The sequence below is a fragment of the Paenibacillus sp. ISL-20 genome (assembly GCF_018613005.1).
Lineage (GTDB): Bacteria > Bacillota > Bacilli > Paenibacillales > Paenibacillaceae > Paenibacillus_AQ.
Map to the genome: position 1 here is coordinate 59,237 of NZ_JAGGRD010000053.1, position 25,658 is coordinate 84,894.

Genomic DNA, 25,658 nt, shown 5'->3' on the forward strand with positions numbered 1-25,658 from the left:
CTCCCCTCTAATACAGCGACTCGCCGGTCGCTTTCTTGCTGATCGTGTTTGCAATGGAAATCAGGAACAAGCCGACAACGGATTTGAACACCCCGATGGCGGTGGCATAGCTGTACTGCAGCTGCTGCAAGCCCGCTTTGTAAATGTACGTGTCCAAAATTTCGCTGGACTGGATGTTGAGCGGGTTCTGAAACACGAATACGCGTTCAAACCCGTAATCCATGAAGTCCCCGATCTTGAGCAGGAACAGGATCGTGATCACGGGAAGCAGCGCTGGCAGGGTAATGCTGAGGGTCTGGCGCCATCTTCCCGCTCCATCAATTTCGGAGGCTTCGTAGAGATCCGGATTTATGCCTGCGAGCGCCGCTAGATAGATGATGGTCCCCCATCCGACATCTCTCCATAGTCCTGAGCCCACCAATACCGTTCGAATGTAGGAATCTTCGCCAAGGAAATAGATCGGCTCAATGCCGAACCAGCCGAGCATGACGTTCACGATCCCCGACGATGGAGATAGGATCCCCACAAAGATACCGCTTACAATGACCCATGACAGAAAATGCGGCGCATAGAATATCGTCTGTACAATTTTCTTGTAAACGACCTGGCGTACCTCATTGAGTAATAAAGCCAAAACGATGGGGGCAGTAAAAGCAAACAGAATGTCATATGTACCCAGCAGAAGCGTATTCCGCAGAATTTTCAAAAAATCATAGTGCTGGAACATGCGTTGAAAGTGCTCAAGACCCACCCAGGGACTTCCAGTCACACCCGCAAATAGATTGTAGTTCTGGAATGCGATCACGGAGCCCATTAACGGAACATACTTGAATAATCCGAAGAACAGCAATCCCGGCAGTGATATGAAGTACAGCGCCCTGTATTTCCACATGAAGCCAAGTATTCTTCTCCGTTTATCAATCTTTCCCTCCAGATTCGGGCTTACCGCTGCTTTGCTTGTTGCGGCCATCTGTCATCACCTCTTGTTTCTCAAATTGGCCGGTGCGTTGTCATCAATCGGGATTTCGTCAAACTGAACGCTGATAAATTCAGGCTCACGATCAATGATCCGGGACAACTCTCTCGTAAAAACGTCAATGATTTCGTCCTTCTGCTGATCCGTGCGTCCTTCATACATTTTAATCGTAATTTGCGGCAACGGCTTTCGCCTCCTTAGGAATGATGATGTGATGAATACCCTTATCCTATAAGTTTCGTGGTCCGGGCAGCAATGGAACATGATCGGTTCCCTTGTGTTTTTTTTAGGTGCTTCGAAAGGCTTGTGTTTTTTTAAGATCGACTTGTTATTTCAATAGTTCTTAAGCTGTGTATGTAGAATTTGGCAGCGTTCTATGGAACAATGGATCAAAGCAGTTGCGATAATTAGCCAAACGATGACATCAGTTTTGGGAGGTTAGCGATGAACGGACAAGTTAAGGAAGAGGTAACAACCTATGGGTCGTTATGGGGGAAACTGGAAAAGAAAGTAATGCGAATGACGGGACAGCTACAAGGCAAAGTTCCCCATGCGACAAAGAACGGGATCTATGATTCCACCCGGATCGATTGGTGGACCTCCGGTTTTTGGCCGGGAATGCTCTGGATCATGTATGATATGACCAAGGAGCCGCAGTATAAGGAATGGGCTTGGGAATGGGATGTTCGACTTGAACAAGCGCTGATCGGGGACAGTAATTTTCATCACGATGTAGGCTTTCAATTTCTGCCGACAGCCGTCATCAAATATAAACTGACCGGCGATCCGGATGCCAGGCGGAGAGGACTGTTGGCCGCTACATTGCTGGCTGGGAGGTATAACCCGGTCGGGAAATTCATACGTGCTTGGAATCAGGTGAAACCAACCTCATGGAATCATGGGAATGAAGGCTGGTCCATTATCGACTCCACCATGAACCTCTCCCTTCTATTCTGGGCTTCCGAGGAGAGTGGCGACCCGAGATTCGCTCATATCGCCAGAGAGCAAGCCAATACGGTTGCCGAGTTTTTCATAAGACCGGACGGCTCCGTTCGGCACATCTGCCGATTTGACCCGTTGACGGGAGAATATCTGGAGTCGCTTGGAGGACAAGGCTATGGTCCGGAGTCTGCGTGGAGCCGTGGAGCAGCCTGGGCATTGCATGGCATGGCTAATACCTATCGTTATACCGGCGATATTCGGTATCTCGGCGCTGCCAAGCGAGTTGCTCATTTCTTCGTGGCTTCCCTTGAAGAGGATTCCGTTCCGCTCTGGGATTTCCGGGCGGAACGCCAGGATTTGAAACAGTCTGAGCATGACGGGACGGTATCATCCCAAAAAACTTCCGAACCACGGGATACGTCAGCAGCATCCTGCGCTGCTTCCGGTCTGCTTGAAATCGCGGACCTCGTGCCTATAACCGAAAGCGCTCTGTACCGCGAAAGTGCCCTGCGCATCATCGACTCCTTGACGACCCATTACGCCGAATGGGATGACCCCGCGTATGAAGGCATACTGAAGGAAGCCACGGGACATCTGCCTGCCGGGCAAAATATAAACGTTTCACTGATCTATGGGGATTACTATTATGTTGAGACCGCTGCCAAGTTAATGGGATGGAAAAACCGGATCTTCTGATCCGGTTTTTTGGCGTGCTTATCTATTCTTTTTTAGGAATCCGGATATAGAAGCAGCTGCCGCCGGCATGCTTCTCTCCGCTCTCAGCCCATACCTGACCCCCATGCGCTGATACCAGCTGCTTGACGATGGCAAGCCCCATCCCGCTCCCACCATTTGACCGATTCCTTGACTTATCGCCCCGATACAGCCTTTCGAAAATATATGGCAGATCCGAGGAAGAGATCCCCTGTCCCGAATCCTGTATTCGAATCAGGGCATGTGCTCCTTCGTCCACAAGCTCGGCTTGTACCGTTCCTCCAGCTGGCGTGTAATGCAAGGCATTGCTCAACATGTTGATGAGAACCTGAAGCATTCGGTCGGCATCCACCTCGGCTAGGATCGGTGAACCGCTGACATATTGCAGGTCCACCTTTTTTTCTTGATACATTGCTGCCGCCAAGGTTATGGCCCTATCCATAATTTGACCAAGCTCCTGCTTGGATCGGGATAGTTGAAACTCCGGCGATTCCATATCGTGCAAATCCTCGAGCTCCGTGACGAGCTGAATCAATCGATCAATCTCTTTCAGGCACGTTTGAAACCGATCTGCGGTTGGCTCCCATATGCCATCCTCAAGTGCACGGGTGTGACTCTTTAATGTCGTTAACGGCGTTCGCAGTTCATGTGCGATATCTTGGGTCATATTCCTGCGAAGCAACTCCTGCTTCTGTAACTGCACAGCCAGCTCGTTCAGCGAAGAGCCGAGTCCCGCAATTTCATCGTACCCATTGGTTGTCACACGGATGTCCCACTTCCCCCTCGTCATCATTTCAGCCGCTCGCTTCATCTGGACGAGGGGAGCCGATATTCTCTTCGCAACATATATGCCTATAACGGAAGCAATGGCAATCGATAGGAGACATGTCAAAATGATGGATTGCATCTGTGCCTGCTCCAAATGATAATTCAGCTCAGCCATTCCATGATGCACGGATGATTGCTGCTGGAACATGGCGATATGATAATGGTTGGTCACAATATTGATCACGGTAAACATGATCAGAATCCCTGCCGTTATACTGATAATAACGGCGGCGAGCCTCAGGTCCAGCCGATGCTTCAAGCCCCATCACCTCCAAAGCGGTATCCAAATCCGTATACGGTGATGATATACTTGGGCTGCTTTGGATCGGGTTCAATCTTTTGCCGCAGATTCTTAATATGTTGATCAATAATGCGGATATCGCCGATAAAATCATAGCCTAACACCCGATCGACCAGTTCTTCGCGAGAGAAACTCCGTTGCGGATACTTGGCCAACAGAAGCAGCAGTTTGTATTCGCTTGGTGTCAAATTTACGAGCTGCCCATGGCAGGTAACTTCGTGCTTCATCGAATTGATTGCCAGCGTGCCTTGGTGATATACAATGACGTCCGCCATCAGCTTGCTGTCATCCCCCCGTCTCAAGACGGCCTTGACTCTTGCCACTACCTCCCGAGGGTCGAACGGCTTCACGATATAATCATCGGCTCCGAGAGCAAACCCGCCAATACGGCTGCTCTGGGCCACCTTAGCCGTTAACATGATAATAGGTACCGAGCTGAACGTTCGAATTTCCTGGCATATCCGCTCGCCATCCATATCCGGGAGCATAAGGTCCAGTATGACAAGATCAACAGATTGCTCTCGCACGAAATCGAACGCTTCGGCACCGTTGGCCGCTTCCAGCGTCAGATAATGTTCTTTGTTCAGATAGGATACAAGAACTTCTCGAATATTCGGTTCATCATCCACGATTAATATGGTCTTCATTCTGGTTTCTCCTTATTGAATCCTTCATCAGTACAAGTCAACTTTAACATAAGACTCCATTGTAACTGAAACTTGTGAAGATTCGATGAGGATGAACCCAGGAGCCCATTATATTCATAGAGCCGAAGCTGTTATTGCGTTGAAGTTCGTGTCATAACATGGCCGCTGTGATTTGGGACTTCAGGTAAGAAATGCTCTGCGGCACTTCACGCTCATACAATCCATGAAGAATAAGTGGACCCTTGAAATGATAAGCGTACAGCAGTTTCATATAAGCTTTATAATCCAGTTCACCGGTTCCGGCTGCCTTGTACTGTAGTCCGTCTACCGTCGAATAATCCTTGGCATGGGCCATAATGACATGTTCACTGAGCAGTGACAGCACTTGATCAATAACCTCTGTCAGGGGCCTCCTCTCGGTCGGACTGAACAAATTCGCTGCATCCAAGACTACCTTTAACCGGGGAGAACCCATCGTATCCAGCAGCCGCCTGGCTTTGACAGCATCGCTGATCACATTGGCCGGCTCAGGTTCAATAGCCAGTTCCAACTCGAACTCCTCTGCCATATTCACTAATTCACGCATGGTCGCAAGCAGGTCATCCCATGCTTCCGATGATTCGTTGTCCGGATGTGCCCTCCACATATTGTCCTTATCCCTTGTGCCGGTGCACAGGGTAATGACCGACGTCCCCATCGAATGGCACATAGCTGCCAATTGGCGAAATCTTCGAATGTCATCCCGCAATCTCTGCCGATCCGGGTGAATCATATTGAAAGTTCCGGATACTGCGGCTATATGAAGATGCCGTTTCTCACATTCTTCTCTAATATGCACGGCAGTTTCCAGATCGATCACGTCCGGCAGTGATGAGAGACCCGCGCAGGAAAGATTGAATTGGATCACACTCAGTCCGGTTGCTTTCACTGCGTCCAAATTTTCCTCCAACGTAGGTCGTTCAAACGTCTTGGAGAAAATGCCCAGCCTCATGCCTCATACACCTCCCGTTACGTCAACCAGCTTTACCGTATCCCCGCTCTCCACCGATCGTGCAATCGCAGCCATGGCACGCATGGCTGCAACTCCATCCTCCAGATTGGCCCCTCTCATCGGTGCCTGCTCCAGAATCGTTCCCGCAAAGCCTTCAACCTGCAGCTTGAAGAAATGCGCATCTTCCCCAAGCGGGCGATGATAACAACCATCCCGTGCCGAGAATACCTCTACGTCGCTGGACTTAAAAAGCCAAGGATTATACGTCTTGCCAACAACGCTTCCGTGTTCGCCGTAGATCTGAAAGCCCTCATGCCAGTCCATCCGCACGGCAACCGTAAGATCCAGATGTCCTACAGCGCCCGAGGCATACTCCACCGTGACAAACCAGTTGTACGCTCCGAACTTCTGCGTGTTCCAGGCCGTAACGCTATTCATCTCTCCACCTAAAAATCGAGCCGTATCCACCAGATGGCTGCCATGCGTCAGCATGAAGTAACGCAGCTTATCCAGCTTGGGATTGCCTTCCGGCCTTAAGGCATTCGGACTAAGCTGCACCATGGGCTGCACGTTGTCGGTGACCGTATATCGGTAGGTTGAGTCACAGTACCACGCTTTCAGCGCCAGCATTTCACCCATTTCTTGATCAATAAACTGCTTGGCATACGCGATGCCGGGGTCAAAGCGCTTCATATTTCCGATTTGGACAATACATCCCGAATGCCGTGCCTTCCGCTGCAATTCCTCACACTCTTCTACGTTGACGCCTAGAGGCTTTTCAACTAGGACATGTTTGCCTGCAACAATGGCTTTAAGGGCAGCTTCCACGTGGAATTGATCCGCGATGCCAATGATGACTGCCTCCACCTTGGGATCGGCGAGCATTTTATCATAATCATTGTAGGTTTGTACCGGCTGATGGATTTCGGCCATGCGGTTCAGCAAATCCTCGGCGACATCGCATATCGCGTATAGCCTGGCATTGCGCGCTCTCTGGCAAGCCTCGAAATGTCCGTACTGCGATATGGGGCCGCAGCCCAGTACGCCGATATTTAATTGTTTTTTACCTGTAGTCATGACGGTACCTCCTGTAATGGATGATTATAAGAAAAACGTCTATCGACGTACTTTCTCAGAAGACAGACCGCGTTTATAGGATGTTTTTCTTGCGATATCAGGAAGGCCCGTGCTTCGAAGTTTATACTTTCTGATATCTAAAGAAAAACGTCTATCGACGTACTTTCTCGGAAGACAGACCGCGGTTAGAGGAAGTTTTTCTTGCGATATCAGGAAGGCCCAAGCCTCGAAGTTTATACTTCCTGATATCTTTACAAAAGCCGCGGGATATATTCCAGCGGCTTCTTTTCCTTTTATTTTTTGGCCATATATTTGCGAATATCAAATGCGACCGCTGCTACGATAATAAGCCCTTTAATGATCAATTGCCAGTATGGGCTGACGCCGATAAAGGTTAATCCGTAATTGATGACGCCGAAGATAAGAACCCCGGCCATCACACCTGGCACCGTACCGATGCCTCCCGCAGTGGATACCCCGCCAACCACGCATGCGGCAATCGCATCCAATTCATACATATTGCCGTAGTTATTCGTCGCGCCCCCGGTTCTCGCAGCCTCCAGTACACCGGCGATGCCATACAACGCACCGGAAATCGCGTAGATCGCTATAAGATTGCGGGCTACATTGATCCCCGATACATGCGCCGCTTGCACGTTGCCGCCGATGGCATACATGTTTTTGCCGAGCCGGGTTTTGTTGAATATGACCCAGCAGATGAACGCAACGAAGACGGCGATAATGACGATGTAAGGGAGTGAATATCCGCCGCCGAAGTCAATGTAGCCGCTGCCCCACACGGTAAAGTCCGGTCTCAAGCCGCCAATCGGCTGGGATTGGTTCGGCTCCATATCAAAATAGATGGAATTGATGCCGTAAATGCCGACCATCGTACCGAGCGTGGCTATGAATGGCGGCACATGCAGTTTAGCTACAATGAAACCATTGATTAACCCAACGATAAGCCCCGCTAATATACCGATAAGAATCGGCAATACAACCGATAGTTGGGGCAGGTCCGAGAAGAAGCGGTTTGCGTATACATCCGTTTGCAGCATGGAAGCCGATACAACCGCCGTTAATCCGACAACGCGTCCTGCGGAGAGGTCAACCCCGCCGGTGATCAGAATGAACGCCGCGCCAAGGGCGATAATTAATCGGGTGGAGGATTGCTGCAAAATATCCCGCAGCGTGGAGAAGGCCAGAAAATTGGGATCTGCCACTGCAATCCCGACAACAAGTAATATCAATACTACAAATATGGCGCGCTGCGCCAAATAATCTTTCACCTTACCGATGGTTTGCGTATTCATCGACTTCCCCTCCCGAATCAGCTGACCGCTGCTGTGCGGCAAGCCGCATGATTTCCTCTTCGCTTGCTTCCTGCCCTGCGAGAATTCCCGTCAGCCGCCCTTCGCTCATCACCATGATTCGGTCGGACATTCCAAGCAGCTCGGGCATTTCGGAGGAAATCATAATAATGCTCTTTCCTTGCTTGGCTAACTGCGTAATGATCGAATAAATCTCAAACTTAGCGCCCACATCGATTCCACGTGTCGGCTCATCCAGCAGAAGGATTTCAGGCTCGGTCAGAAGCCACCTTGCCAGCAGTACCTTCTGCTGGTTGCCACCCGACAGGTTCCGTATCTGGGTATGGACCGATGGCGTTTTGGTTCTCAGCTGCTCCACGTTCGTTCGCGCATCCTCGATTCCTCTGCGTTCATTTAACAGAAACGCGAAGTTCTGATACCTGCGAAGATTGGCAATGACGGTATTCTCATAGACCGAGAGAACCGGGAATATGCCAGTAACTCTGCGCTCTTCCGTCAGCAGCGCCATGTTATTTTTCTTGGCATCAGAGGGTGATTTGATCTTTACCGGTTTCCCGTTAATCGAGATGGTTCCAGATGCCACCGGACGAAGCCCGAATATAGCTTCAACCAGTTCCGTTCGCTGTGCACCGACAAGGCCGCCAATGCCCAGGATCTCTCCCCGTCTTAGCTCGAAGGATACATTCTGAAACGATTTCGGATTCGTGGAACTTAATTGGTCGACCTGCATCCGGGTTTCGCCGGGAACGTTCGTCCGTTCAGGATAGCGCTCCGTCAAGTCCCGCCCCACCATACGGGTGATAATCAAATCGGTCGTCAGCTCGCCGGCTTGCCACGTTCCCACATACTTCCCATCGCGCATGATCGTCACGTCATCGGATATGCGCAAAATCTCTTCCATTTTGTGCGAGATGTAGACAATCGACACGCCTTGCGAACGCAGCCTGTTCATGATGCTGAACAGATGCTCCACCTCATTCCCGGTCAGCGATGAGGTCGGTTCGTCCATAACAATCACCTTGGAGTGATAGGACACGGCTTTGACAATCTCAAGCGATTGGATCTTGGATACAGAAAGCGCTCCTGTTCTTGCCCTGGGATCAATATCGATATCGAGCTCGCGAAACAGGCGGAGCGTATCTTCTGCCATCTGTTTCTCATTCACGAATTTCAAAGGCCAGAAGCCCGTCATCGGAAATCTTCCAAGCCATATATTCTCCATCACGTTGCGATGCGGCACGGGATGAAGTTCCTGATGGATCATGGATATTCCATGATTCAGTGCGTCCTTGGAACTGTTGATGGCTACCTTGCTGCCGTTTAAATAAATATCACCTTCATCAGGCTTGTATATGCCGAATAAACATTTCATCAATGTTGATTTACCTGCCCCGTTCTCGCCCATAAGAGCATGCACGGTGCCTGGTCTCACCTTGAATGTTACGTCGTTTAGCGCCTGAACGCCGGGAAACGCCTTCGATATATTCCGCATCTCCAGCACATACGGTTCCGTCACCTTCGGGATACCTCCTTCGCTAGCCGGATCGAAAAAAGCCGAATATAAAGGGACAACGCTTCGATTAGCCGCTGCCCCTTCCTATAACCCTGCTATTATTTCGCGTCGGCGATATTGTCCTTCGTTATTTTTTTGTAAGCGATCCATACGTATTTGCCGTCGGTAATATCAAATCCGGTGTTGTCCTTGTTCGGCGTTTCCCCTTTGGATAGTGCTGCGGCAATCGCAACAGAAGCTTTGCCCTGGCTCTTGGCATCATTAAGCACGGTGCCGAGAAGCGTGCCATCTTCCAGCGCCTGAATAGCCGGAGCTGTCGCATCTACGCCCACGACCGGCATATATTTGTCGCCGCTGAAGTAACCCGCTGCTTTCAATGCCTCAATAGCGCCGAGCGCCATATCGTCATTGTTGGCCAGAACCGCTTCAATCTTGTCGCCATGGGATGCAAGGAAGGCTTGCATCTTTTCCTGTCCTTTCACGCGGTCCCACATGGCGGTATCCACCGCTAGCGCTTCGACTTCTATCCCCGCATCTTGAATCGCCTGAACGGAGAACTTGGTTCGCAGCTCGGCATCCTGATGCCCCGGCTCACCCTGCAGCAATACATACTGCAGCTTGCCATCCCCGTTCTTGTCCGCCTTCGGATTGGCCTTCCAATAATCGACAATAAGCTGACCCGAAATCGTTCCGGATTCCTCCGCTTTCGCCCCTACGTAATACACCTTATCCCATTTGTTCATGTCTTCCGCGATCGGCTCCCGATTCAAGAAGACCACTGGTGTATTCGCAGTTTTAGCCTTATCGATAATGACACCGGCCGCCGTCCGATCCACCGGGTTGATAATCATGGAGCTGTATTTCTTTGAAATAAACAGATCGATTTTCTCATTTTGAGTTGGCTGCGCATTTTGGCTATCCACGATATCCAGTTTGGCTACGCCATTCGCTGCATCGGACATCGCATTCCGAACGCCTGTCATGAACGTGTCGTCAAACTTATAAATCGCCACCCCGACTTGAGGGGTGCTGCCACCCGCCGCTTCACTTCCCTTGCTATCGCTGCCGGTTGAACTGCTCCCGCCATTATTGCATGCCGCCGTGGTCAGCATCATGCCGGCCATAAGGATTATCAGCCATTTTTTCTTCACCTGGGTTGACCTCCCTTGTTTCATTCGAATTTTCAGTGACGGGTACGGCATTTATATGCCATATCTCACTGTCTACCGCCATTATGCCGCAATGCTCCTGACATTCGAATTCAAAATCCTCATGCTTTCTAGCAAAATTCTCATCACTTTACTTCTAAGCATCGCATCTTCTTTACTTCACAAATGGAAATAGCACCTTCTGATTATCCATCCAGAACATGTTGTCGGCATCAATTACCTTGGTCTCAAGCACAATCGGCTTGTCATATTTCGAACCATCTAAGACCTTCACGGCCTGTTCTACTCCCAGATAACCCGTGCTGAACCCGTTCTGCACAACGAGCTTATGAAGGATGCCATCCTGCAGAAGCTGAAGCTGCTCCAGATCACTTCCGAAGGTGACAATCTTGATCTTCCCCTGAACTTTCCTTCTCGCGACTTCTTTGGCCGCTCCCAAGGAAGCCTGAATATCAAGTGCCAGAATCCCGTCGACCGATTCCCGGTCCAGCAGCTGCTTGGCTGCCTGCCAGCATGCATCTTCACGTTTGCCGCACGCAGCTCCGTCCGCGATTTGAATCCCGCTCATTTCCGACAGTACACTTTTGGCGCCCTCTTCGCGGGCCATTAGGTCGGGATCCTCCCTGTCGGATCGAAGTATGGCGATAACACCCCGACCTTCAAGTAAGTCAGCCAGCTGCTCACCCGCCTTGCGTCCGGCAACCTCATTATTGATTGCAATGGCGGACAGGACACCTGTGGTCATTCGCTCATCATTCAAAGCAATGACAGGGACATCAGCCGCTGATGCCTGATCCCCTAATTTCTGCAGTACGGCTTCGGATGCCGGATCAATCAAAATCGCGGAGGAGCCTTTCTCCAGCACCTTCAATGCAGCTTGCAGCTGCTCCGCTTCATCGTCACTTGGCTCCAGCGGGATATAATTGAGCACCAATCCGTTTTCCTTGGCAGCCGCCTCGGCGCCTAATCGAATGGCATCCCCCTGCTCTTCAGCGTGTATGGGAGCCACGAGGGCAATATGCCGGAGTTCGGTTTCATTCTCATCCATGGTTGCGCCTGATGAACACGATGTTAAGAGGATCAAGGATAGGATAAGCACAACGAGACAGCCCTTAGGTACAACCGGTATCCGTACCACACGATGAATTCTAATCATTCTCCCGCCCCTCCCCTATGTCGTGAATGACCGGAATGCGTATGCGAACGGTAGTGCCCACTTCCAGCTCGCTCTCAAACTCCAGACCGTAACGATGCCCATAATACAATTGGATGCGGTCATGAACATTTCGAACGGCCACGCCGGAGCCTGCTGTATTGATAAATGGAGCCGGATTTTGACGCAGCGCTTCAACCTCTAATATCCTTTCAACCATCTCGGGAGACATCCCGACTCCATTGTCCCTAACCGTCATCTCCAATAGGTCGCCTTTTATAGCAGCTGTTATGTGAATATGTCCATGATCCACCATATACTCGATGCCATGTACGATGGCATTCTCAATTAAGGGTTGAAGCACCAGCTTTAACGTGTAACAAGACTGCGCGGCTTCATCCGCTTCGATCATAAAATCAAATTTCTGTTTATATCTCATCTGCTGGATGGTCAAATAATGCCTCGCATGCTCCAGCTCCTCACGGACGCTTATCGATGTTTTCCCTTTACTCAAGCTCAAACGAAACAGCTTCGATAAGGAAGTAATCATCGTAATGACCTCCTCCTTCTTGCTCATGCCCACCATGCGGACCACCGAATTCAAGGTGTTATATAAAAAATGTGGGTTGATTTGAGCCTGCAAAGCTTCCAGCTCGTATCTGCGCTTCGATTCCTGCTCTTTCACAATCTGCTTCATGAGCTGCCTGATCTTATCCAGCATCAGATTAAATCGGCTGGACAGCTGTACCACTTCCAACGGCCCCTGCATCGGGAGCTCCACGTTGAAATCGCCCCGTTCCACTGCCTTCATCGTTCTGCCCATCCGGCGGATGGGGCGGGTCAGCATAGCCGAGAGAATCAGGGAAACCACGATGGCTAGCACCAAAACAATCGCCACAACTTGAACCAGATAACGATTAACTTCTTCTCTTGTGGTCATGATTTCATCCAAATAGGAAACCCCAACGATTTTCCATCCGATATTAACGACCGACTTCACCGTATTCAGCCGCTTGACTCCATCCGATTCATCAATGTAACTGTCCGAAGAAGTAAGTGCCCGTTCTACGCTCTCATTCCGAAGCCCCATGTAAATTAACTGCTGCTGGGGATGATACACAATGTTTCCCGCTCCTTCATCGATGATGTACGCATACCCCCGCTTACCCAGGCTGATGCGGCTGCTCAGCTCATCGATCTTCTTGAAGTTGATATCCACCAGCAGAATAACATACGTCGGCTCTCCGTTATGAGCAACCGTAATTCCTTTGCTCATCGTGACAACCCATTTAAATGTATGGTCGTACAAATTCTGAACATGCGGCAGCGAGAAGCTCAGATGGTTGGAGACTCTCATGGCCGAGTGAAACCAGCTCTGCTCCGTCACCCGGGCGCTGGGCTTAACCGGCATGGCCGGGTGGTTCCTCAGCATATCGCCCTGTTCATTAAATAAAGCGATGGAGACGATGTCATCCCGACTTCGCATGATGGTGTTCAGCTGTTGAGTCACTTGCTCATCGTCCCATTGCCCGTCCGCGAGCATATTTTCCTCAATGGCCCGATACAGCTGTGCCATCCCGTCCACATAATCCTCGAGATTATAGCTGACCTGATCCACGATTTGCTGGGCATTCAAAAACACGCTTTGCTCCGCCGATCGCGAGAATTTATTGAACAACAGAACAGCTACCACGATCACGATCAGCAGAATAAATGCCGAGAAGGACCACATGATGATCGATTGAATGCTGTGTGCGCGAAATCGCCTGACCCACCGCTGAATGGTTGGTTTAAACGAGTCCCGCTTAGCATACGTGATTTTCACCGAGTTCTACCCCCTCGCTTGTGTCCGGTATTCCTTGGGTGAGATGCCGACCTGCTTCTTGAAGCAGAAGCTGAAATAATTCGGATCTGCAAATCCGATACGCTCCGCGATTTCGAACGCTTTAAGTTCCGATGATCGAAGAAGCTCTTTGGCCGTTTCCATCCGAAGCTGCATCAAATACTGCACGTAGGTCATTTTGACTTCTCTTTTGAACACAGCGCTAAAATAGCCTGTACTGATATGAAGCTGCACGCACAGCTTCTGCAGCGATAGCTCCGAGTCACCGTAATGCTCCCGGGTATATTGGAGTGCCTTCTCCACGATGTCTTTGTACGCATGCTGCCTGGAGCTGGCGATATGCTTGCGTATAGTCAAACAGACATCCTGAAGCCAGGCTTTAGCCTCCTGCAATCCGGAAAACTTGAAGATCTCCGCATGCAGCTGAGACCCTGCGCCGAACAACGCCTCGATCTCAATCCCGGATTCTTGAGCCGATCTCAATATAGCCGTTACAACCTCCAAAAGGTATACCTGAACGTCCTGAATGGTACAGGAGGCACCCATAAGTTCATCAAATATGTGCGAGATTGCTTCAGTTAATTCCTCTTCCGTTCCGAGTTTTAGACTGCGGATCAGCGCTTGCTCCTTTAATTCATCCAGACGAACTCCCTCCGGTCTCGGGCGCTCAACATCATCAATGAAGATGACTTTCTCGGCACCAAGAATCAACCGGTAGTCGAGCGCCAGCAGCGCATCCTGATAGGAATACTTAAGGTCGGACAGATTCCGCACCATAGAGCCCACGCCAATCGTAACCGGGAGCTTCAAATAATGAAGAATGCTTTTTAACAAGCGGTCAAGTGTCACCTGCTGCTCGCTAAACCACGCTTCGTTTTCGCTCTCGTCATTCGTAATCAACAGCACAATGCTGTCCTGATATATGAATACGCTTACAAGAAATTCGGGATCCAGAAGCTCCTTAGCAATGTTCAGCATGGCATGCAGCATTAAATCCAAGTCTCCCGAATGGCGAAGGGAAGTTGAGGACGTATGCTCCTTATCTACAGAAGCGGGATATAATGCCATAACGGCAGCCAGGTAACTCCCCCCATTCAAAGACAAACCGTAATTTCGAGTCTTCTCCTCAATGATCGAGCGGGGCAATTTCCGGGTGAGCAGAGACGCAAGAAACGATTCCCGAAGCAAAGGCAGGCTCGTGCGGTAATGCTCCTTCAACTGGCGCACATCCTCACGCTCCGTAACCTCCATATCGATCTTGTCTTTGATCTTCCCCAATAGCTCCGTGAAGCTTTCGCCAGAGAATGGCTTCAGCAAATACTCGTCCACGCTGAGCGTAATCGCTTGACGGGCATAATCAAATTCATCGTATCCGGTTAAGATCACGATTTTGCACAGCGGCTGAAACTCTCTGAGCCACGAGGCCAGCTGGAGCCCATCCTGAAACGGCATACTGATATCGGTAATGACGACATCCGGCTCCAATCGCTCCGCAAGCTCCATGGCCTCTCTCCCGTTCTCCGCCGTTCCCTCGATCGTAAATCCGCAGGCTCCCCACTGGATTTCCTGCACGAGTCCCTCCCTAACATCGGCTTCATCGTCCACTAACAGCACTTTATACAAGGCAACCTCTCCTGTTCTAATCTGTCAAATTAGTTAAAAGCATCTAATGTGATCTTACCCCGGCGCATCCAAATTTGGAATGCATCTTTTTTCAAGCTTGATGAAGCAAAAAAAAAGAACGAATGCATGGCTCTTGAACAACAGAATGATTTCTGTTCATAAAGTCATGATTCGTTCTGATTTCAATTGTGTAAAAATCCTTACGCCTGAACAGGTACGGAGACGGGTTTAGCAGGCGCGCTTAATCTTTTAATGCTCAGGTAATAGGCAATGCCGAGCGGAATGACAGCTCCGAGCCAAGCCAGCGGATTTGCCAGGCTTGCGCCGAGGAACCCGATCTGCGCGGTCAGGAAGATGGCTGCCAATACCCGCATAATCAGTTCCATAATGCCGGCTACGGTTGGGATAAAGCTCTGCCCCAGTCCCTGCAGCGTGAAGCGGTAGATGAACAACAGCGACAGCAGCAAATAGGTGCTGCCGTTCGATAAGAAGTACAGCCTGCTAAGGGACAGCAATTCTTCCTCTCCTTGACCGACAAAGAGGCTGACGGCTGCAGGACCCGCAAATATAACCAGCAAGCCCACGGCGAGGCTGAAGGATCCCGAGACCCATATGCATTGTTTAACTCCAAGCTTGATTCGGTCTATGCGATTCGCTCCGAAGTTCTGGGCAGCAAAAGTCGCCATCGTAATGCCAAAGGAACTCATGGGCTGCGTAGCAAGCATGTCAATCTTCTGAGCTGCCGTATATGCGGCTACGGCCGTTGCCCCAAGACCGTTAAGCGTAATCTGTAGAATGATGGCTCCAATCGCAATGATGGAGGCTTGGAAGCCCATCGGAAAACCGACCCACATATGCTTGCGTATAAATGTCCAATCGATGGACCAATCGGCATTCTTGAACTGCAGAAGCGGAACTTTTTTGTGAATGTATAATAAGCAGAGCAGGCAGGAGAACAGCTGCGATACCACCGTGGCAAGCCCCGCTCCGGCTACTCCCATCTTGAATACGAGAATAAATAACAGATCAAGTACGATGTTCAGAATGCTTGCGACCACCAAGAAGAGAAGCGGCGTCCGGCTGTCCCCAAGTGCTCTGAGCAGGTTAGCCAGCAAGTTGAACAGAACGGCTGCGCCAACACCCCAGTTAATAACGATTAAATACGAATAAGCATCATCCAAAATTTCTGCCGGCGTGTTCATCATGACGAGGACGGGCCTCGTAAATATGACACTCACAATGGTGAGGAAAACCGTGAATACAAGACTAATCCATATACTTGTTCCCACGCTTTTGCGGACGCCCGCGATATCCTTGGCGCCAAAGCGCTGCGCCGTTATGATGGACAAACCTGCCGTCAAGCCTTGGGCAAAGCCAATGACAAAAAACAAAATACTGCCCGTCGAGCCAACAGCCGCAAGTGCGTTTACACCAATAGTACGCCCCACGATCAGGGTATCCGCCATATTATAAAATTGTTGAAAAATATTTCCGATCAAAAGCGGGATCGTAAACATGATAATCAGCTTGATCGGACTTCCTTGCGTCATGTCTCTCATGTAGATTCTCCTATGCCGTCATAAACGTTCCTCTATATATTTATTTGATATTATAATGCTTTAAATATGCCTATAGAGCATCGCATTAAGAACATTATAATGGGTGAAGGTCGTTTGTATTCTTGTGTATCTTATCATGAAAGAACATAAATTTCTGCATATTTATCATCAAAACCAAAACAAGAACAGGTTATCAGCATTTGAACCGTTCGTAGCCGATTTTGATCCATGATCTTTCCATAACAGAAGAGGCTAACCGGTTATTCCGGTTGACCTTTTCAACATAATATAATGAGCTCTATCAATGGAATCCCGATGATTTATGCTTCTTCAACAGCAAGCTTATCCAAAGCCAGCTTCGCACGCGAGCGGGCTTCCTCCACTGTGCCGGCGGTTGACAACGCAACTGCGATCCGTCTTCCGATCTTGGTCACCGGTTTCCCAAAAATGCGCAGCTGCGTATTCGGAACAGCCAGTGCTTGCTCGGCGCCGGTAACTGTATAATTCTCCAGCTCTCTCGCCGCTTTAAGCGGACGGCTGGCTCCCGGCGTTATCAATTCGATCTCCGGGATCGGAAACCCAAGAATGGCACGGACGTGAAGCGCGAATTCAGATAAATTTTGCGTGACCAGTGTAACCAACCCGGTATCATGCGGTCGCGGAGACACCTCGCTAAAATACACTTTATCCTCAGTCAGGAACAATTCAACCCCGAACAATCCATAACCGCCAAGCTCATCGGTAATTTTCCTTGCAATATATTTAGCTTCCTCGATTTGCTCTTCCGACATATTGTGTGGCTGCCAGGATTCGATATAGTCCCCGCTCTCCTGAATATGTCCGATTGGCGCACAGAAGCTTGTTCCATTGACGGAACGAACGGTCAGAAGCGTGATCTCCGACTGGAATATAATGAATTCCTCAATGATCACTCTTCCGTTCTGCACACGGCCGCCCTCCATGGCGATGTTCCAGCAGGACTCGATATCTCCTTCGCAGCGGCATACGCTCTGGCCTTTACCTGAGGAGCTCATCAGAGGTTTAATTACACATGGAAACCCCATGTCCAGAACAGCCTGTTTAAACTCCTCATAAGTATCGGCAAATCGATAGCCCGCAGTAGGCAGCCCTAACTCCTCTGAAGCTAACCGGCGAATCCCTTCTCGGTCCATCGTAAGCTTTGCAGCTCTGGCAGTAGGAATAACCCGGTACCCCTCTTCCTCCAGCTTAACCAGTTCCGAGGTAGCCAGCGCCTCGATCTCAGGTACGATCAGGTCCGGCTTCTCCTGCTCAATGATTGCGCGCAGTTTCTCCCCATCCAGCATATCGATGACATGGCTATGATCGGCAACATGCATGGCAGGAGCGTCGGCATAACGATCGACGGCTATGGTTTCCACACCCAGTCTCTGTGCCTCAATCACGACTTCTTTTCCCAGTTCTCCCGAACCTAGCAGCAGTATTTTCTTCGTTTTTAACATCGTTGTTTTATCCCCTTTTCGTAGTTTCAGAGACTTATAGAATCAGAAAATAATAAAGAGGTAAGGGAAGTAAACTTCCCTTACCTCTGCCCAGGCGTACGGCCGTCGTCATCTATGTGCTCCCTCATGGTCCCCCATGCTGCGCCAGTCACACATAAACCTATACATTGTTGTTTAAATCATACTGAATCTTCCCGTTAATTGCAATATCACCATTAGGCGACATTAGGATTTAGACTTCAGCATATCGATTGCATCCTTCAGCGATTGAGAAAACCACTTCTTGGGGTGAATAACCAACTGAATGTCCAGTCGAATGTCGGAATGCGCAAAGGGAAGAATCGCAAGCTCACCACGTTTGATTTCCTCCTCTGCTACCATCTTCGGCAATAATGAGATGCCCGTACCGGACGTCACATATCTCTTGATTGCCTCCGGATTGCCCAATTCCAGGCCTATTCGCATTGGAACTCCGCTAGCACGCAGCACCTTTTCCAACATCATGCGGTAATTACAACTATCCTCGGGCATAATCCATTCGGCATCAGCCAGGTGTTCTAGCTCTATGACAGGTTTAACAAGAAGCGGATGATTCGGATGGGCAATCAGCAGAAGGGGCTCTTCCCGAATAGCGATCCAATTCAAGGAGGAATCCTCTGGTTTTCTATCCAAAATAAGACCGAGATCATACTCGCCCTCTCTCACCTTACTGATAATGCTATCTTCACGATCCGGTTGTATACGGATGACAAGATCTTCATGCCTTTGTTTCAGCTGGTGAATGACGGACGGAAGAAAATAAGCGGCCAGCGAGTCTATCGTTCCGATCGATAAGGTGCCTCCACCTTGCTTGGTCAGCTTTTCCTTCGACTGCTGAAACAGATCCAGCATTTGAACGGCATACTTAAACAGCTCCTCACCGGACTTCGTCAGGCGCAAGCCTCTGCCATAACGTTCAAACAGCTTGACGCCATATTCCTTCTCCAGCTTCTGAATCTGGGTGGTTACGCTGGATTGAGCATAACCCAACTCATTCGCGGCTTTCGTAAAACTCTGGCGAATCGCAACCTCCCTGAAGGTTTGCAGGTAGATAAGTTCCATCGCTCTCTCCTTATCAATAATATTGATAATAACTATCTATTATTATAGATAACTCCGATCTTAATTCCCATGTTAAAAGTATAGCCATCACTCATGAATTGGAGGAAAGGTTATGTTGAGTCAGCAAGAACTGCATGGCATTTTTGTTCCTGTGATCACTCCCTTTTTACAGGATTACGAACTGGATCTTCCTTCTTATCATCATTATTTGAAGAGTTTGTTATCCTACGATATTCAGGGATTGGTCATCAACGGAACGACCGGTGAAGCGCCGACCGTAGCTTGGGAGGAAGTCGTGCAGGTTGTGGAGGAAACGCGGGGGAGTCTGGGCGGACGGCTATTACCGCTCATCATTGGTACCGGTACGAACGATACGGTATCCAGCATAAAGCGAACGGAACTGGCAGGCCATATCGGTGCTGATGCGGTATTGGTCATCACGCCGTATTACAGTCGCCCTTCGATCGATGGCATTCTGCAGCATTTCCGAAGGGTGGCCGAGGTCGGGATCCCGGTAATTCTGTACGAAGTTCCATCGCGTACTGGAATCCGGTTACCGGTTGATGTCATAAGAAGAATCATGGAGATCCCCGGCGTGATCGGGATGAAAGACAGCACTGAGAGTACGGAGCTCATGAGAAGCTTATCCCATTACGATACGAAGCCCGTTCTATGCGGCAACGATGTCCTCTTTCATGAAATGCTGGTTCATGGAGCCTCTGGTGGAATATTGGCGTCGGCCAATGTGAATACCGAGGTTTTCATTCGGGTGTTTCAATTAGCTGCCCAAGGAGATTACTCTCGATCCGAAATGGAGTTCGAAGGCCTGCTTCCCTACATTCGTAAGCTGTTTGAAGAATCCAATCCCGCTCCGCTAAAATGGTTGCTTGCCAAGCAGGGTATCATCTCATCGGACACCCTTGGACTGCCTATGGGACCCATTACGGATGAGCTTAAGCTCTCATTAGATCATGCAATTCAACAACTGAAAAACACCGACTTCTCGGTGTAACCTGCTTTCTCCTCGAGAACGGCTAGGCGTACTCGCTGCTTTGCCATTCTTAAGCTGAAAGATTCATATTATGGGGCATGCACACTTTCAATTCAGGACAAATGTGATGGATGATGCAGATATTTATGCGAAAGTATGAAATTCCTGCTTAGATCTATCGCTTTAAAGGATTGATGAATGATTTCGACCCACTTATAATATGGGTACATTCAATCCTCCCAGAATTTTGAAAGGAGATTTGCAGTGCTACCCTATTCCAGCCCTAATCATGATTTTGCCTTTGAACAATCTGTAATCGGAATGGCAATGGTATCGCTTGATGGAACGATTCTCAAGGTGAATTCGGCACTATGTGATCTATTGGGATACACACAGCAGGAGTTAACTGCCGGGGCGCCGCAAGAAGAAAACAGCTTCCGCGAATTATTCAATCAAGTGGTTCAGAACGCGAGTGCCGCTCAAGATCATCAGCAATCCATAACCCAGTTTGAATATATTTACCACCATCCATCCGATCGTGAAGTATACCTCAGTGTACGTATCAGCGTTAAGCAGGACCTCGAGCAAAGTCGCCGTGACTATTTGGTACAATTCGAAGATCGAACCTTGCTGAGACAACTAATGAAGCAGCTTGAGCTGAAGGAACAAAAGCTTAATGAGGATGAAAATTCATTTCTGCAGCTTTTGGAGGGGCTTCCCCTCTCCGTATTCATAACCAAGAAAAGCATTGTGCACTATGTTAATTCAGCGGCACTCAGGCTTATTAACGCAGCTCATCCCCGTGACATCCTGGGGATATCAACTGATGTGATCGTTGACGTATCATACCATAACGAGCTATTCAAACGAAGGGCAAGGTATGCCGAAAGTGGAGAGCTCGGAAGCTTCAATTATCTGATACGCTGTCTGGACGGACAAAAGAAGATGGTCACCGGGTTCACGTTAATCATCAATTATGAAGGCGAGAAGGCGGCGGTCGGGATCTTCAAAGACATCACAGAGCAGCTGATGGAAGAGGATCGTGTGATGCAATCCGAGAAGCTGACCACCGCCGGCCAGTTAGCCGCCGGCATTGCCCATGAAATTCGGAATCCATTAACTTCGATTAATGGATTCGTGAAGTTGCTGCGATCCGCGGAGCGCAGCAACGAGCTTTATTTTGAAATCATTGAATCGGAGCTCAAACGCATCGAGCTCATTGTCAATGAACTCCTGGTACTTTCGAAACCGCAGGGCGTTCACGTCAGCGGACCCATCGACGTCTATGCCATTATGGAACAGATCATTACGCTTATGAAGGTTCAAGCAGCCCTCAAAAATATTGAGATCATCCCTCATTATCCGAGGGTACCGATCTTCGTCCAGGGTGAAGTCAACCAGCTTAAGCAAGTATTCATCAATCTGCTGAAAAATGCCATGGAAGCGATGAATCAAGGTGGCACCATTACCCTGGACATTCTGCACAACGCTCAAGAGGTTCAAATTATCGTGCAGGATGAAGGGGTTGGAATGACGCAGGAGCAAATCCAATCCCTGGGACAGCCTTTTGTTACAACCAAAGACACCGGGACGGGACTCGGAATGATGATTACTAAGAACATTATTCATAATCATGGCGGAACGATGAACGTAGAGAGCATACCTGATCACGGGACAACCTTTACGATCCATTTACCGGCTTTATAACGCATACATATTATCGGAGGAAAAGGCATGGACAATCAGGAACCAAAAACACATAAACAATTTGCGATGGACTGCTTCAATCAGGTATGGGATATCTTGGAGAACAAACAACGTACACCGGAAGACGAAGAAAACATGATTCACATATGTCACAGCTCGTTTTGGCACTGGACACGGGTTGAAGATCATACACAGCGCAACCTTTCCATTGGATATTGGCAGCTCTCCAGAGTGTATGCGGTAGCGGGTCAAGGCGAACAAGCACTGCGTTATGCCAAGCGCTGCATCATTGTCGGATCATCGGCAAGCCTCGAACCATTCTATATAGGTTACGGGTATGAAGCGGAAGCCCGTGCCTATCTGGTCCTGGGAAACAAGGAGCAAGCTATGGCGTCCAAAGAAAACGCGACAAGGTATCTCGATAGGGTAACCGACAAGGAGAGCCATCAGATGCTTGCGAACGATCTCAAGAATCTGTAATAGGACACGGCCTTCCTCTGGGCAGACCCTTTATCGGAATGGTGCAACCAGTTGATAACCGATATGATAAAAGACTTCTCTGATTAAAAAAGGGACTTTGCTTCTCAGGCTCTGATACGCACTCCGGGATGTGGGTGAAGGATTGGCTTCCAGCCCCAAATCTTCTGCCATCATCATCGCCCGCTTCATATGCAGCGGGTCACTTACAATAAGGTAGGAGGACAGCCCTGCTGAATCTCCTACCTTATTGGCATAATGCAGATTTTGCTCGGTGATCCTCGAAGCCGTTTCGATAAGGATATCGCTCTCTGGAACACCGTGCTTGATGGCATACTGCCTGGCGACTTCCGATTCAGCAAGTTCATCCTCCGAACTACGTCCCCCTGTAAATATCAGCTTGTCTACGTACTGACGATCATACAGCCATAGTGCATGATCGATGCGTCCCCGAAAAACAGGCGAAGGCTCCCCCTCCCATACAGCAGCCCCCAGCACTATTGCTGCATCAGCCGGGATATTTACTGTTCTTTGTGCGTAGTTCCAAATGGTGCTGCCCACATATATCGTATAAATCAACAGGATTCCAACTAGTCCCAGCATAACTCGAATCACCATACGCTTTCTTCTGCCTGCCGGCATATTTCGCATCATGTTGCACCTCCAAGCCCAATCTTAATCTAGCTAAGGCATCCGTTCTAAGCAAGCCGCCCTTATTCACAGATTTCAGAAAAAATAAGCCCAATGCACCTCATTGTTATGAGAGATACATTGGGCACAGCATGTTAAAACATCAGAACTATGAAATAGTACGCCATTCAGACTTTAGCATAGCATAGGAATACTCATCCCACCAAATATCGCCACGAGGGATACACTGTTGAAAATAGCCTTCTCTCCTCATGCCCAGCTTCTCCATCACCCGGTACGAGGGTGTATTCTCGGGCTGGCATGTCGCAATGATTCGATGCAACCCCAATACCTCGAAGCCGTGCTGAAGCAAAGCTCTGGCGGCTTCCGTGGCAAACCCCCTACCATGATAGGTCGAATTAAACACCCAGCCGATTTCATACGTATGTTCGCCGAACCATGGATGAAACACCATGTGACCAATCACATGCTGATCTTCCTGCAGCATAACCGCATAATGATGAGCTTTACCGTCCTTGTTCTGCGCAAGAAATTCTTTTACTGTTTCTTCCGTATGAACCGGCTCAGGCATGTAATGCATCACCACCGGATCGGATGTATACTGCAGAACATCCTGCCAATCTTCTGGTTCAAACTCGCGAATCACTAATCTTTCGGTAACGATATCCATTTGCCTAACTCCTCTTCAAGTTGTATTTAAGTGTCCTCATTCCTCACACTTCAATACAGAGGCAAATGCGATTCGCCGTATATGCAGATCTTTCTTGATAACGCCGGGTCACCCTCTTTCACTTTACAGACTACTCCGAATATATTCGCCCTAAATTATGAGACTCCTTCATAATATGTCAAATTCCCGGTTATTTTGGCTGAGAATCGATTTCATTTTATCAAAATGCATGCCTTCATGATATAAGCAAAAGCTTAAGAATTCTTCTACCCTGGTTAACTTTAAACCTTTGGAGGTTGTATAGGGAGATAAAACCGTCCAAATGGACAGCCCTACTCCCTATAGATATTCTTAACTATAGTCTGTAATCCGTGACGGAAAATCTGCAGCAATAAAGATAGAATGTTTATTGCTGATTCAACTCGTCCAATAGCTGAAGCAGCGTTTCTTCCTTCACTGCGCTACCCCCTCGTCTTTTTCATCAATAACATGATCCTCCAACAATATGGTATCAGATATGCGACGACTTAAACGCGATCCAGTCGGCAACCATTTATTGTTTAATGAATTTCCATTGACACCGGTTTCATTAAGGATATATTATAAACTTAAATAGAGGTTTCCAATATTAAATCTTCATAAACGTTTTGGGTATCTCACATATTCGTCTCTTTTAAGTTTATTTATTAAACTTAAAGAGCAGAGTGTTTAAAGAGGAAGGTAGTGATCGCACACAATGGAAGTACATTTGCCCAGCACGATTCGCAGGATGAACAAAGAGATTGTGCTCAACACCATTAAAGATATGGGACCTATAGCCCGGACCGACATTGCCAAAGAGACCGGGATAACCAAGGCAACCGTGTCCGATATCGTCAAGACACTCATTGAGGAGAAGTTAATTTTTGACGAGAAGGATGACGCCGATTTAAGCAAACGCGGCACAAGACTTCATTTTGCCAAGAACGCCGCCTTCGGTATCGCCGTTGATCTTGGGGGGACTACCCTCCATTTCGGACAATTCAATCTGGCCGGCGAATGCATCGCTAAGCATACCGTTGCTACTTATAAGCATCAGTCAAGCCGGGAATTTCTAGACCATATGGCAACCGACATCAAAGATTTCATTGAATCTACCAGACAGCCGGCCAACCGCCTTGCATTCATAAGTATTGCCACTCCCGGAATCGTTGATCCATCCTGCGGCATGGTCCTTGAAGGATCTCCCAACTTGCCGGAATGGAAGAACATTGATCTAAGGCAGTACTTTAGCAACGTATTTCAGGTACCCGTTACCGTTGAGAACGACGTGCGAGCTGCGCTTGTCGGCGAGATGTATGCCGGCGCGCTCCAGAATTTAAACTCTGCCGTGCTCATTGGCATTGGAACCGGGCTGGGTTCCGCTATTCTGATTGACGGCAAATTGATACGAGGTGCAAGAAACGCAGCAGGTGAAATTGGTTACATGCTGTTTCAGCAGCATCATTTGTATACCCCATCGGACAAGGGACACTTTGAAATTATATGTTCCGGTTCCGGTTTGGAAGCTGCTGCGCTTAAGATTTTCGATAAGAAGCTTACGGCTAAAGAAGTATTTGAGATGTCTGTGGAGGGAGATATCCAGGCACGTCATTTGGTTTCTAGATTCGAGGAGCATTTGGCCCTGGGCATTCTGAATATTATTTCCCTGCTCAATCCGGAGAAGATCCTGCTTATGGGTGGATTAACGCAATCCCTCTCGCTCGAAGGATTGAATGCCAAAGTGGGGCTCCACACTACGGACGTGACCGATGTTACGATCGAGATATCAACCCTACAGCATCAATCGGCACTGCAAGGCATAGCCATTCTGGGCTTAAAGCAAGCTTACCCGTCACTTCAATATATGAATGACAAACAACTCTACTAACAGG

At 48.9% G+C, this 25,658-nt stretch carries 22 protein-coding genes and 1 riboswitch; of the genes, 5 read left to right on the forward strand and 17 right to left on the reverse strand.

Going from position 1 to position 25,658, the window contains the following annotated elements; translation table 11 throughout:
* Positions 1-7 precede the first annotated feature (7 nt).
* Positions 8-970, reverse strand: coding sequence for an ABC transporter permease (locus tag J7E85_RS26670; RefSeq protein WP_215162995.1), 963 nt, complete (start codon positions 968-970; stop codon positions 8-10).
* Between the two features lie 6 nt (positions 971-976).
* Positions 977-1,159 (reverse strand): tautomerase family protein, encoded by a 183-nt coding sequence (locus tag J7E85_RS26675; protein WP_215162996.1) that lies wholly within the window; start codon positions 1,157-1,159, stop codon positions 977-979.
* A 261-nt stretch (positions 1,160-1,420) separates the two neighbouring features.
* Here J7E85_RS26675 and J7E85_RS26680 point away from each other — a divergent pair, with 261 nt between their 5' ends.
* Positions 1,421-2,614 (forward strand): glycoside hydrolase family 88 protein, encoded by a 1,194-nt coding sequence (locus J7E85_RS26680; RefSeq protein ID WP_215162997.1) that lies wholly within the window; start codon positions 1,421-1,423, stop codon positions 2,612-2,614.
* A gap of 22 nt (positions 2,615-2,636) precedes the next feature.
* Here the strand turns inward: J7E85_RS26680 and J7E85_RS26685 are convergent, their stop codons facing one another.
* From J7E85_RS26685 to J7E85_RS26745, 13 genes are all read right to left on the reverse strand, one after another.
* A complete protein-coding gene (locus J7E85_RS26685) occupies positions 2,637-3,719 on the reverse strand; it encodes a sensor histidine kinase (protein WP_215162998.1) in 1,083 nt (360 codons plus the stop codon).
* Entirely contained in the window at positions 3,716-4,408 is a 693-nt protein-coding gene (locus tag J7E85_RS26690; protein WP_215162999.1) for a response regulator transcription factor, read from the reverse strand. Before J7E85_RS26690 ends, J7E85_RS26685 begins: the two co-directional genes overlap by 4 nt.
* A 151-nt stretch (positions 4,409-4,559) precedes the next feature.
* The gene (locus tag J7E85_RS26695; RefSeq protein WP_215163000.1) at positions 4,560-5,399 is read right to left on the reverse strand and encodes a sugar phosphate isomerase/epimerase family protein; all 840 of its coding nucleotides are present in this window, start codon (positions 5,397-5,399) and stop codon (positions 4,560-4,562) included.
* A gap of 3 nt (positions 5,400-5,402) precedes the next feature.
* Entirely contained in the window at positions 5,403-6,476 is a 1,074-nt protein-coding gene (locus tag J7E85_RS26700) for a Gfo/Idh/MocA family oxidoreductase (RefSeq protein ID WP_215163001.1), read from the reverse strand.
* Between the two features lie 293 nt (positions 6,477-6,769).
* A complete protein-coding gene (gene mglC / locus J7E85_RS26705; RefSeq protein ID WP_215163002.1) occupies positions 6,770-7,789 on the reverse strand; it encodes a galactose/methyl galactoside ABC transporter permease MglC in 1,020 nt (339 codons plus the stop codon).
* Complete coding sequence (locus J7E85_RS26710; protein WP_215163003.1) at positions 7,767-9,323, reverse strand: sugar ABC transporter ATP-binding protein; 1,557 nt, start codon at positions 9,321-9,323, stop codon at positions 7,767-7,769. Before J7E85_RS26710 ends, mglC begins: the two co-directional genes overlap by 23 nt.
* 95 nt (positions 9,324-9,418) lie before the next feature.
* Positions 9,419-10,444, reverse strand: coding sequence for a galactose ABC transporter substrate-binding protein (locus J7E85_RS26715; protein ID WP_372238789.1), 1,026 nt, complete (start codon positions 10,442-10,444; stop codon positions 9,419-9,421).
* Positions 10,445-10,643: 199 nt separating this feature from the next.
* Positions 10,644-11,645, reverse strand: coding sequence for a substrate-binding domain-containing protein (locus J7E85_RS26720; protein ID WP_215163004.1), 1,002 nt, complete (start codon positions 11,643-11,645; stop codon positions 10,644-10,646).
* Positions 11,638-13,467 (reverse strand): cache domain-containing sensor histidine kinase, encoded by a 1,830-nt coding sequence (locus J7E85_RS26725; RefSeq protein ID WP_215163005.1) that lies wholly within the window; start codon positions 13,465-13,467, stop codon positions 11,638-11,640. Before J7E85_RS26725 ends, J7E85_RS26720 begins: the two co-directional genes overlap by 8 nt.
* 6 nt (positions 13,468-13,473) lie before the next feature.
* The gene (locus tag J7E85_RS26730) at positions 13,474-15,108 is read right to left on the reverse strand and encodes a response regulator (protein WP_215163006.1); all 1,635 of its coding nucleotides are present in this window, start codon (positions 15,106-15,108) and stop codon (positions 13,474-13,476) included.
* A gap of 200 nt (positions 15,109-15,308) precedes the next feature.
* A complete protein-coding gene (locus J7E85_RS26735) occupies positions 15,309-16,667 on the reverse strand; it encodes an MATE family efflux transporter (RefSeq protein ID WP_215163007.1) in 1,359 nt (452 codons plus the stop codon).
* A 320-nt stretch (positions 16,668-16,987) separates the two neighbouring features.
* Entirely contained in the window at positions 16,988-18,148 is a 1,161-nt protein-coding gene (purT, locus tag J7E85_RS26740; protein ID WP_215163008.1) for a phosphoribosylglycinamide formyltransferase 2, read from the reverse strand.
* 81 nt (positions 18,149-18,229) lie between these two features.
* Positions 18,230-18,310, reverse strand: a riboswitch (ZMP/ZTP riboswitch).
* Between the two features lie 63 nt (positions 18,311-18,373).
* Positions 18,374-19,249 carry a LysR family transcriptional regulator gene (locus J7E85_RS26745; RefSeq protein WP_215163009.1) on the reverse strand — a complete coding sequence of 292 codons (876 nt, stop codon included), beginning with the start codon at positions 19,247-19,249 and terminating at the stop codon, positions 18,374-18,376.
* A gap of 112 nt (positions 19,250-19,361) precedes the next feature.
* Here J7E85_RS26745 and dapA point away from each other — a divergent pair, with 112 nt between their 5' ends.
* The 3 genes from dapA (at position 19,362) to J7E85_RS26760 (ending at position 22,427) form a co-directional block, all read left to right on the forward strand.
* Entirely contained in the window at positions 19,362-20,261 is a 900-nt protein-coding gene (gene dapA / locus J7E85_RS26750; RefSeq protein WP_215163010.1) for a 4-hydroxy-tetrahydrodipicolinate synthase, read from the forward strand.
* A gap of 243 nt (positions 20,262-20,504) precedes the next feature.
* Positions 20,505-21,947 carry an ATP-binding protein gene (locus tag J7E85_RS34960; protein WP_215163011.1) on the forward strand — a complete coding sequence of 481 codons (1,443 nt, stop codon included), beginning with the start codon at positions 20,505-20,507 and terminating at the stop codon, positions 21,945-21,947.
* Positions 21,948-21,974: 27 nt separating this feature from the next.
* Entirely contained in the window at positions 21,975-22,427 is a 453-nt protein-coding gene (locus J7E85_RS26760; protein WP_076321779.1) for a GNAT family N-acetyltransferase, read from the forward strand.
* 30 nt (positions 22,428-22,457) lie between these two features.
* On the opposite strand, the gene J7E85_RS26765 is transcribed toward J7E85_RS26760, so the two are convergent.
* Both J7E85_RS26765 and J7E85_RS26770 read right to left on the reverse strand, forming a co-directional pair.
* Positions 22,458-23,078, reverse strand: coding sequence for a YdcF family protein (locus J7E85_RS26765; RefSeq protein WP_215163012.1), 621 nt, complete (start codon positions 23,076-23,078; stop codon positions 22,458-22,460).
* A gap of 145 nt (positions 23,079-23,223) precedes the next feature.
* Entirely contained in the window at positions 23,224-23,745 is a 522-nt protein-coding gene (locus J7E85_RS26770) for a GNAT family N-acetyltransferase (protein WP_215163013.1), read from the reverse strand.
* Positions 23,746-24,481: 736 nt separating this feature from the next.
* Between J7E85_RS26770 and J7E85_RS26775 the strand changes: the two genes are divergently transcribed.
* Entirely contained in the window at positions 24,482-25,654 is a 1,173-nt protein-coding gene (locus J7E85_RS26775; RefSeq protein ID WP_215163014.1) for an ROK family transcriptional regulator, read from the forward strand.
* Positions 25,655-25,658 lie beyond the last annotated feature (4 nt).

Excerpts from the sequence above, each read along its gene's own strand:
- J7E85_RS26770 (WP_215163013.1), bottom strand. The coding sequence starts at position 23,745 with ATGGATATCGTTACCGAAAGATTAGTGATTCGCGAGTTTGAACCAGAA.
- J7E85_RS26775 (WP_215163014.1), top strand. The coding sequence starts at position 24,482 with ATGGAAGTACATTTGCCCAGCACGATTCGCAGGATGAACAAAGAGATT.
- J7E85_RS26695 (WP_215163000.1), bottom strand. The coding sequence starts at position 5,399 with ATGAGGCTGGGCATTTTCTCCAAGACGTTTGAACGACCTACGTTGGAG.
- dapA (WP_215163010.1), top strand. The coding sequence starts at position 19,362 with ATGTTGAGTCAGCAAGAACTGCATGGCATTTTTGTTCCTGTGATCACT.
- J7E85_RS26745 (WP_215163009.1), bottom strand. The coding sequence starts at position 19,249 with ATGGAACTTATCTACCTGCAAACCTTCAGGGAGGTTGCGATTCGCCAG.
- mglC (WP_215163002.1), bottom strand. The coding sequence starts at position 7,789 with ATGAATACGCAAACCATCGGTAAGGTGAAAGATTATTTGGCGCAGCGC.
- J7E85_RS26680 (WP_215162997.1), top strand. The coding sequence starts at position 1,421 with ATGAACGGACAAGTTAAGGAAGAGGTAACAACCTATGGGTCGTTATGG.
- J7E85_RS26690 (WP_215162999.1), bottom strand. The coding sequence starts at position 4,408 with ATGAAGACCATATTAATCGTGGATGATGAACCGAATATTCGAGAAGTT.
- J7E85_RS26760 (WP_076321779.1), top strand. The coding sequence starts at position 21,975 with ATGGACAATCAGGAACCAAAAACACATAAACAATTTGCGATGGACTGC.
- J7E85_RS26765 (WP_215163012.1), bottom strand. The coding sequence starts at position 23,078 with ATGATGCGAAATATGCCGGCAGGCAGAAGAAAGCGTATGGTGATTCGA.
- J7E85_RS26735 (WP_215163007.1), bottom strand. The coding sequence starts at position 16,667 with ATGAGAGACATGACGCAAGGAAGTCCGATCAAGCTGATTATCATGTTT.
- J7E85_RS26720 (WP_215163004.1), bottom strand. The coding sequence starts at position 11,645 with ATGATTAGAATTCATCGTGTGGTACGGATACCGGTTGTACCTAAGGGC.
- J7E85_RS26670 (WP_215162995.1), bottom strand. The coding sequence starts at position 970 with ATGGCCGCAACAAGCAAAGCAGCGGTAAGCCCGAATCTGGAGGGAAAG.
- J7E85_RS26700 (WP_215163001.1), bottom strand. The coding sequence starts at position 6,476 with ATGACTACAGGTAAAAAACAATTAAATATCGGCGTACTGGGCTGCGGC.
- purT (WP_215163008.1), bottom strand. The coding sequence starts at position 18,148 with ATGTTAAAAACGAAGAAAATACTGCTGCTAGGTTCGGGAGAACTGGGA.
- J7E85_RS26715 (WP_372238789.1), bottom strand. The coding sequence starts at position 10,444 with ATGGCCGGCATGATGCTGACCACGGCGGCATGCAATAATGGCGGGAGC.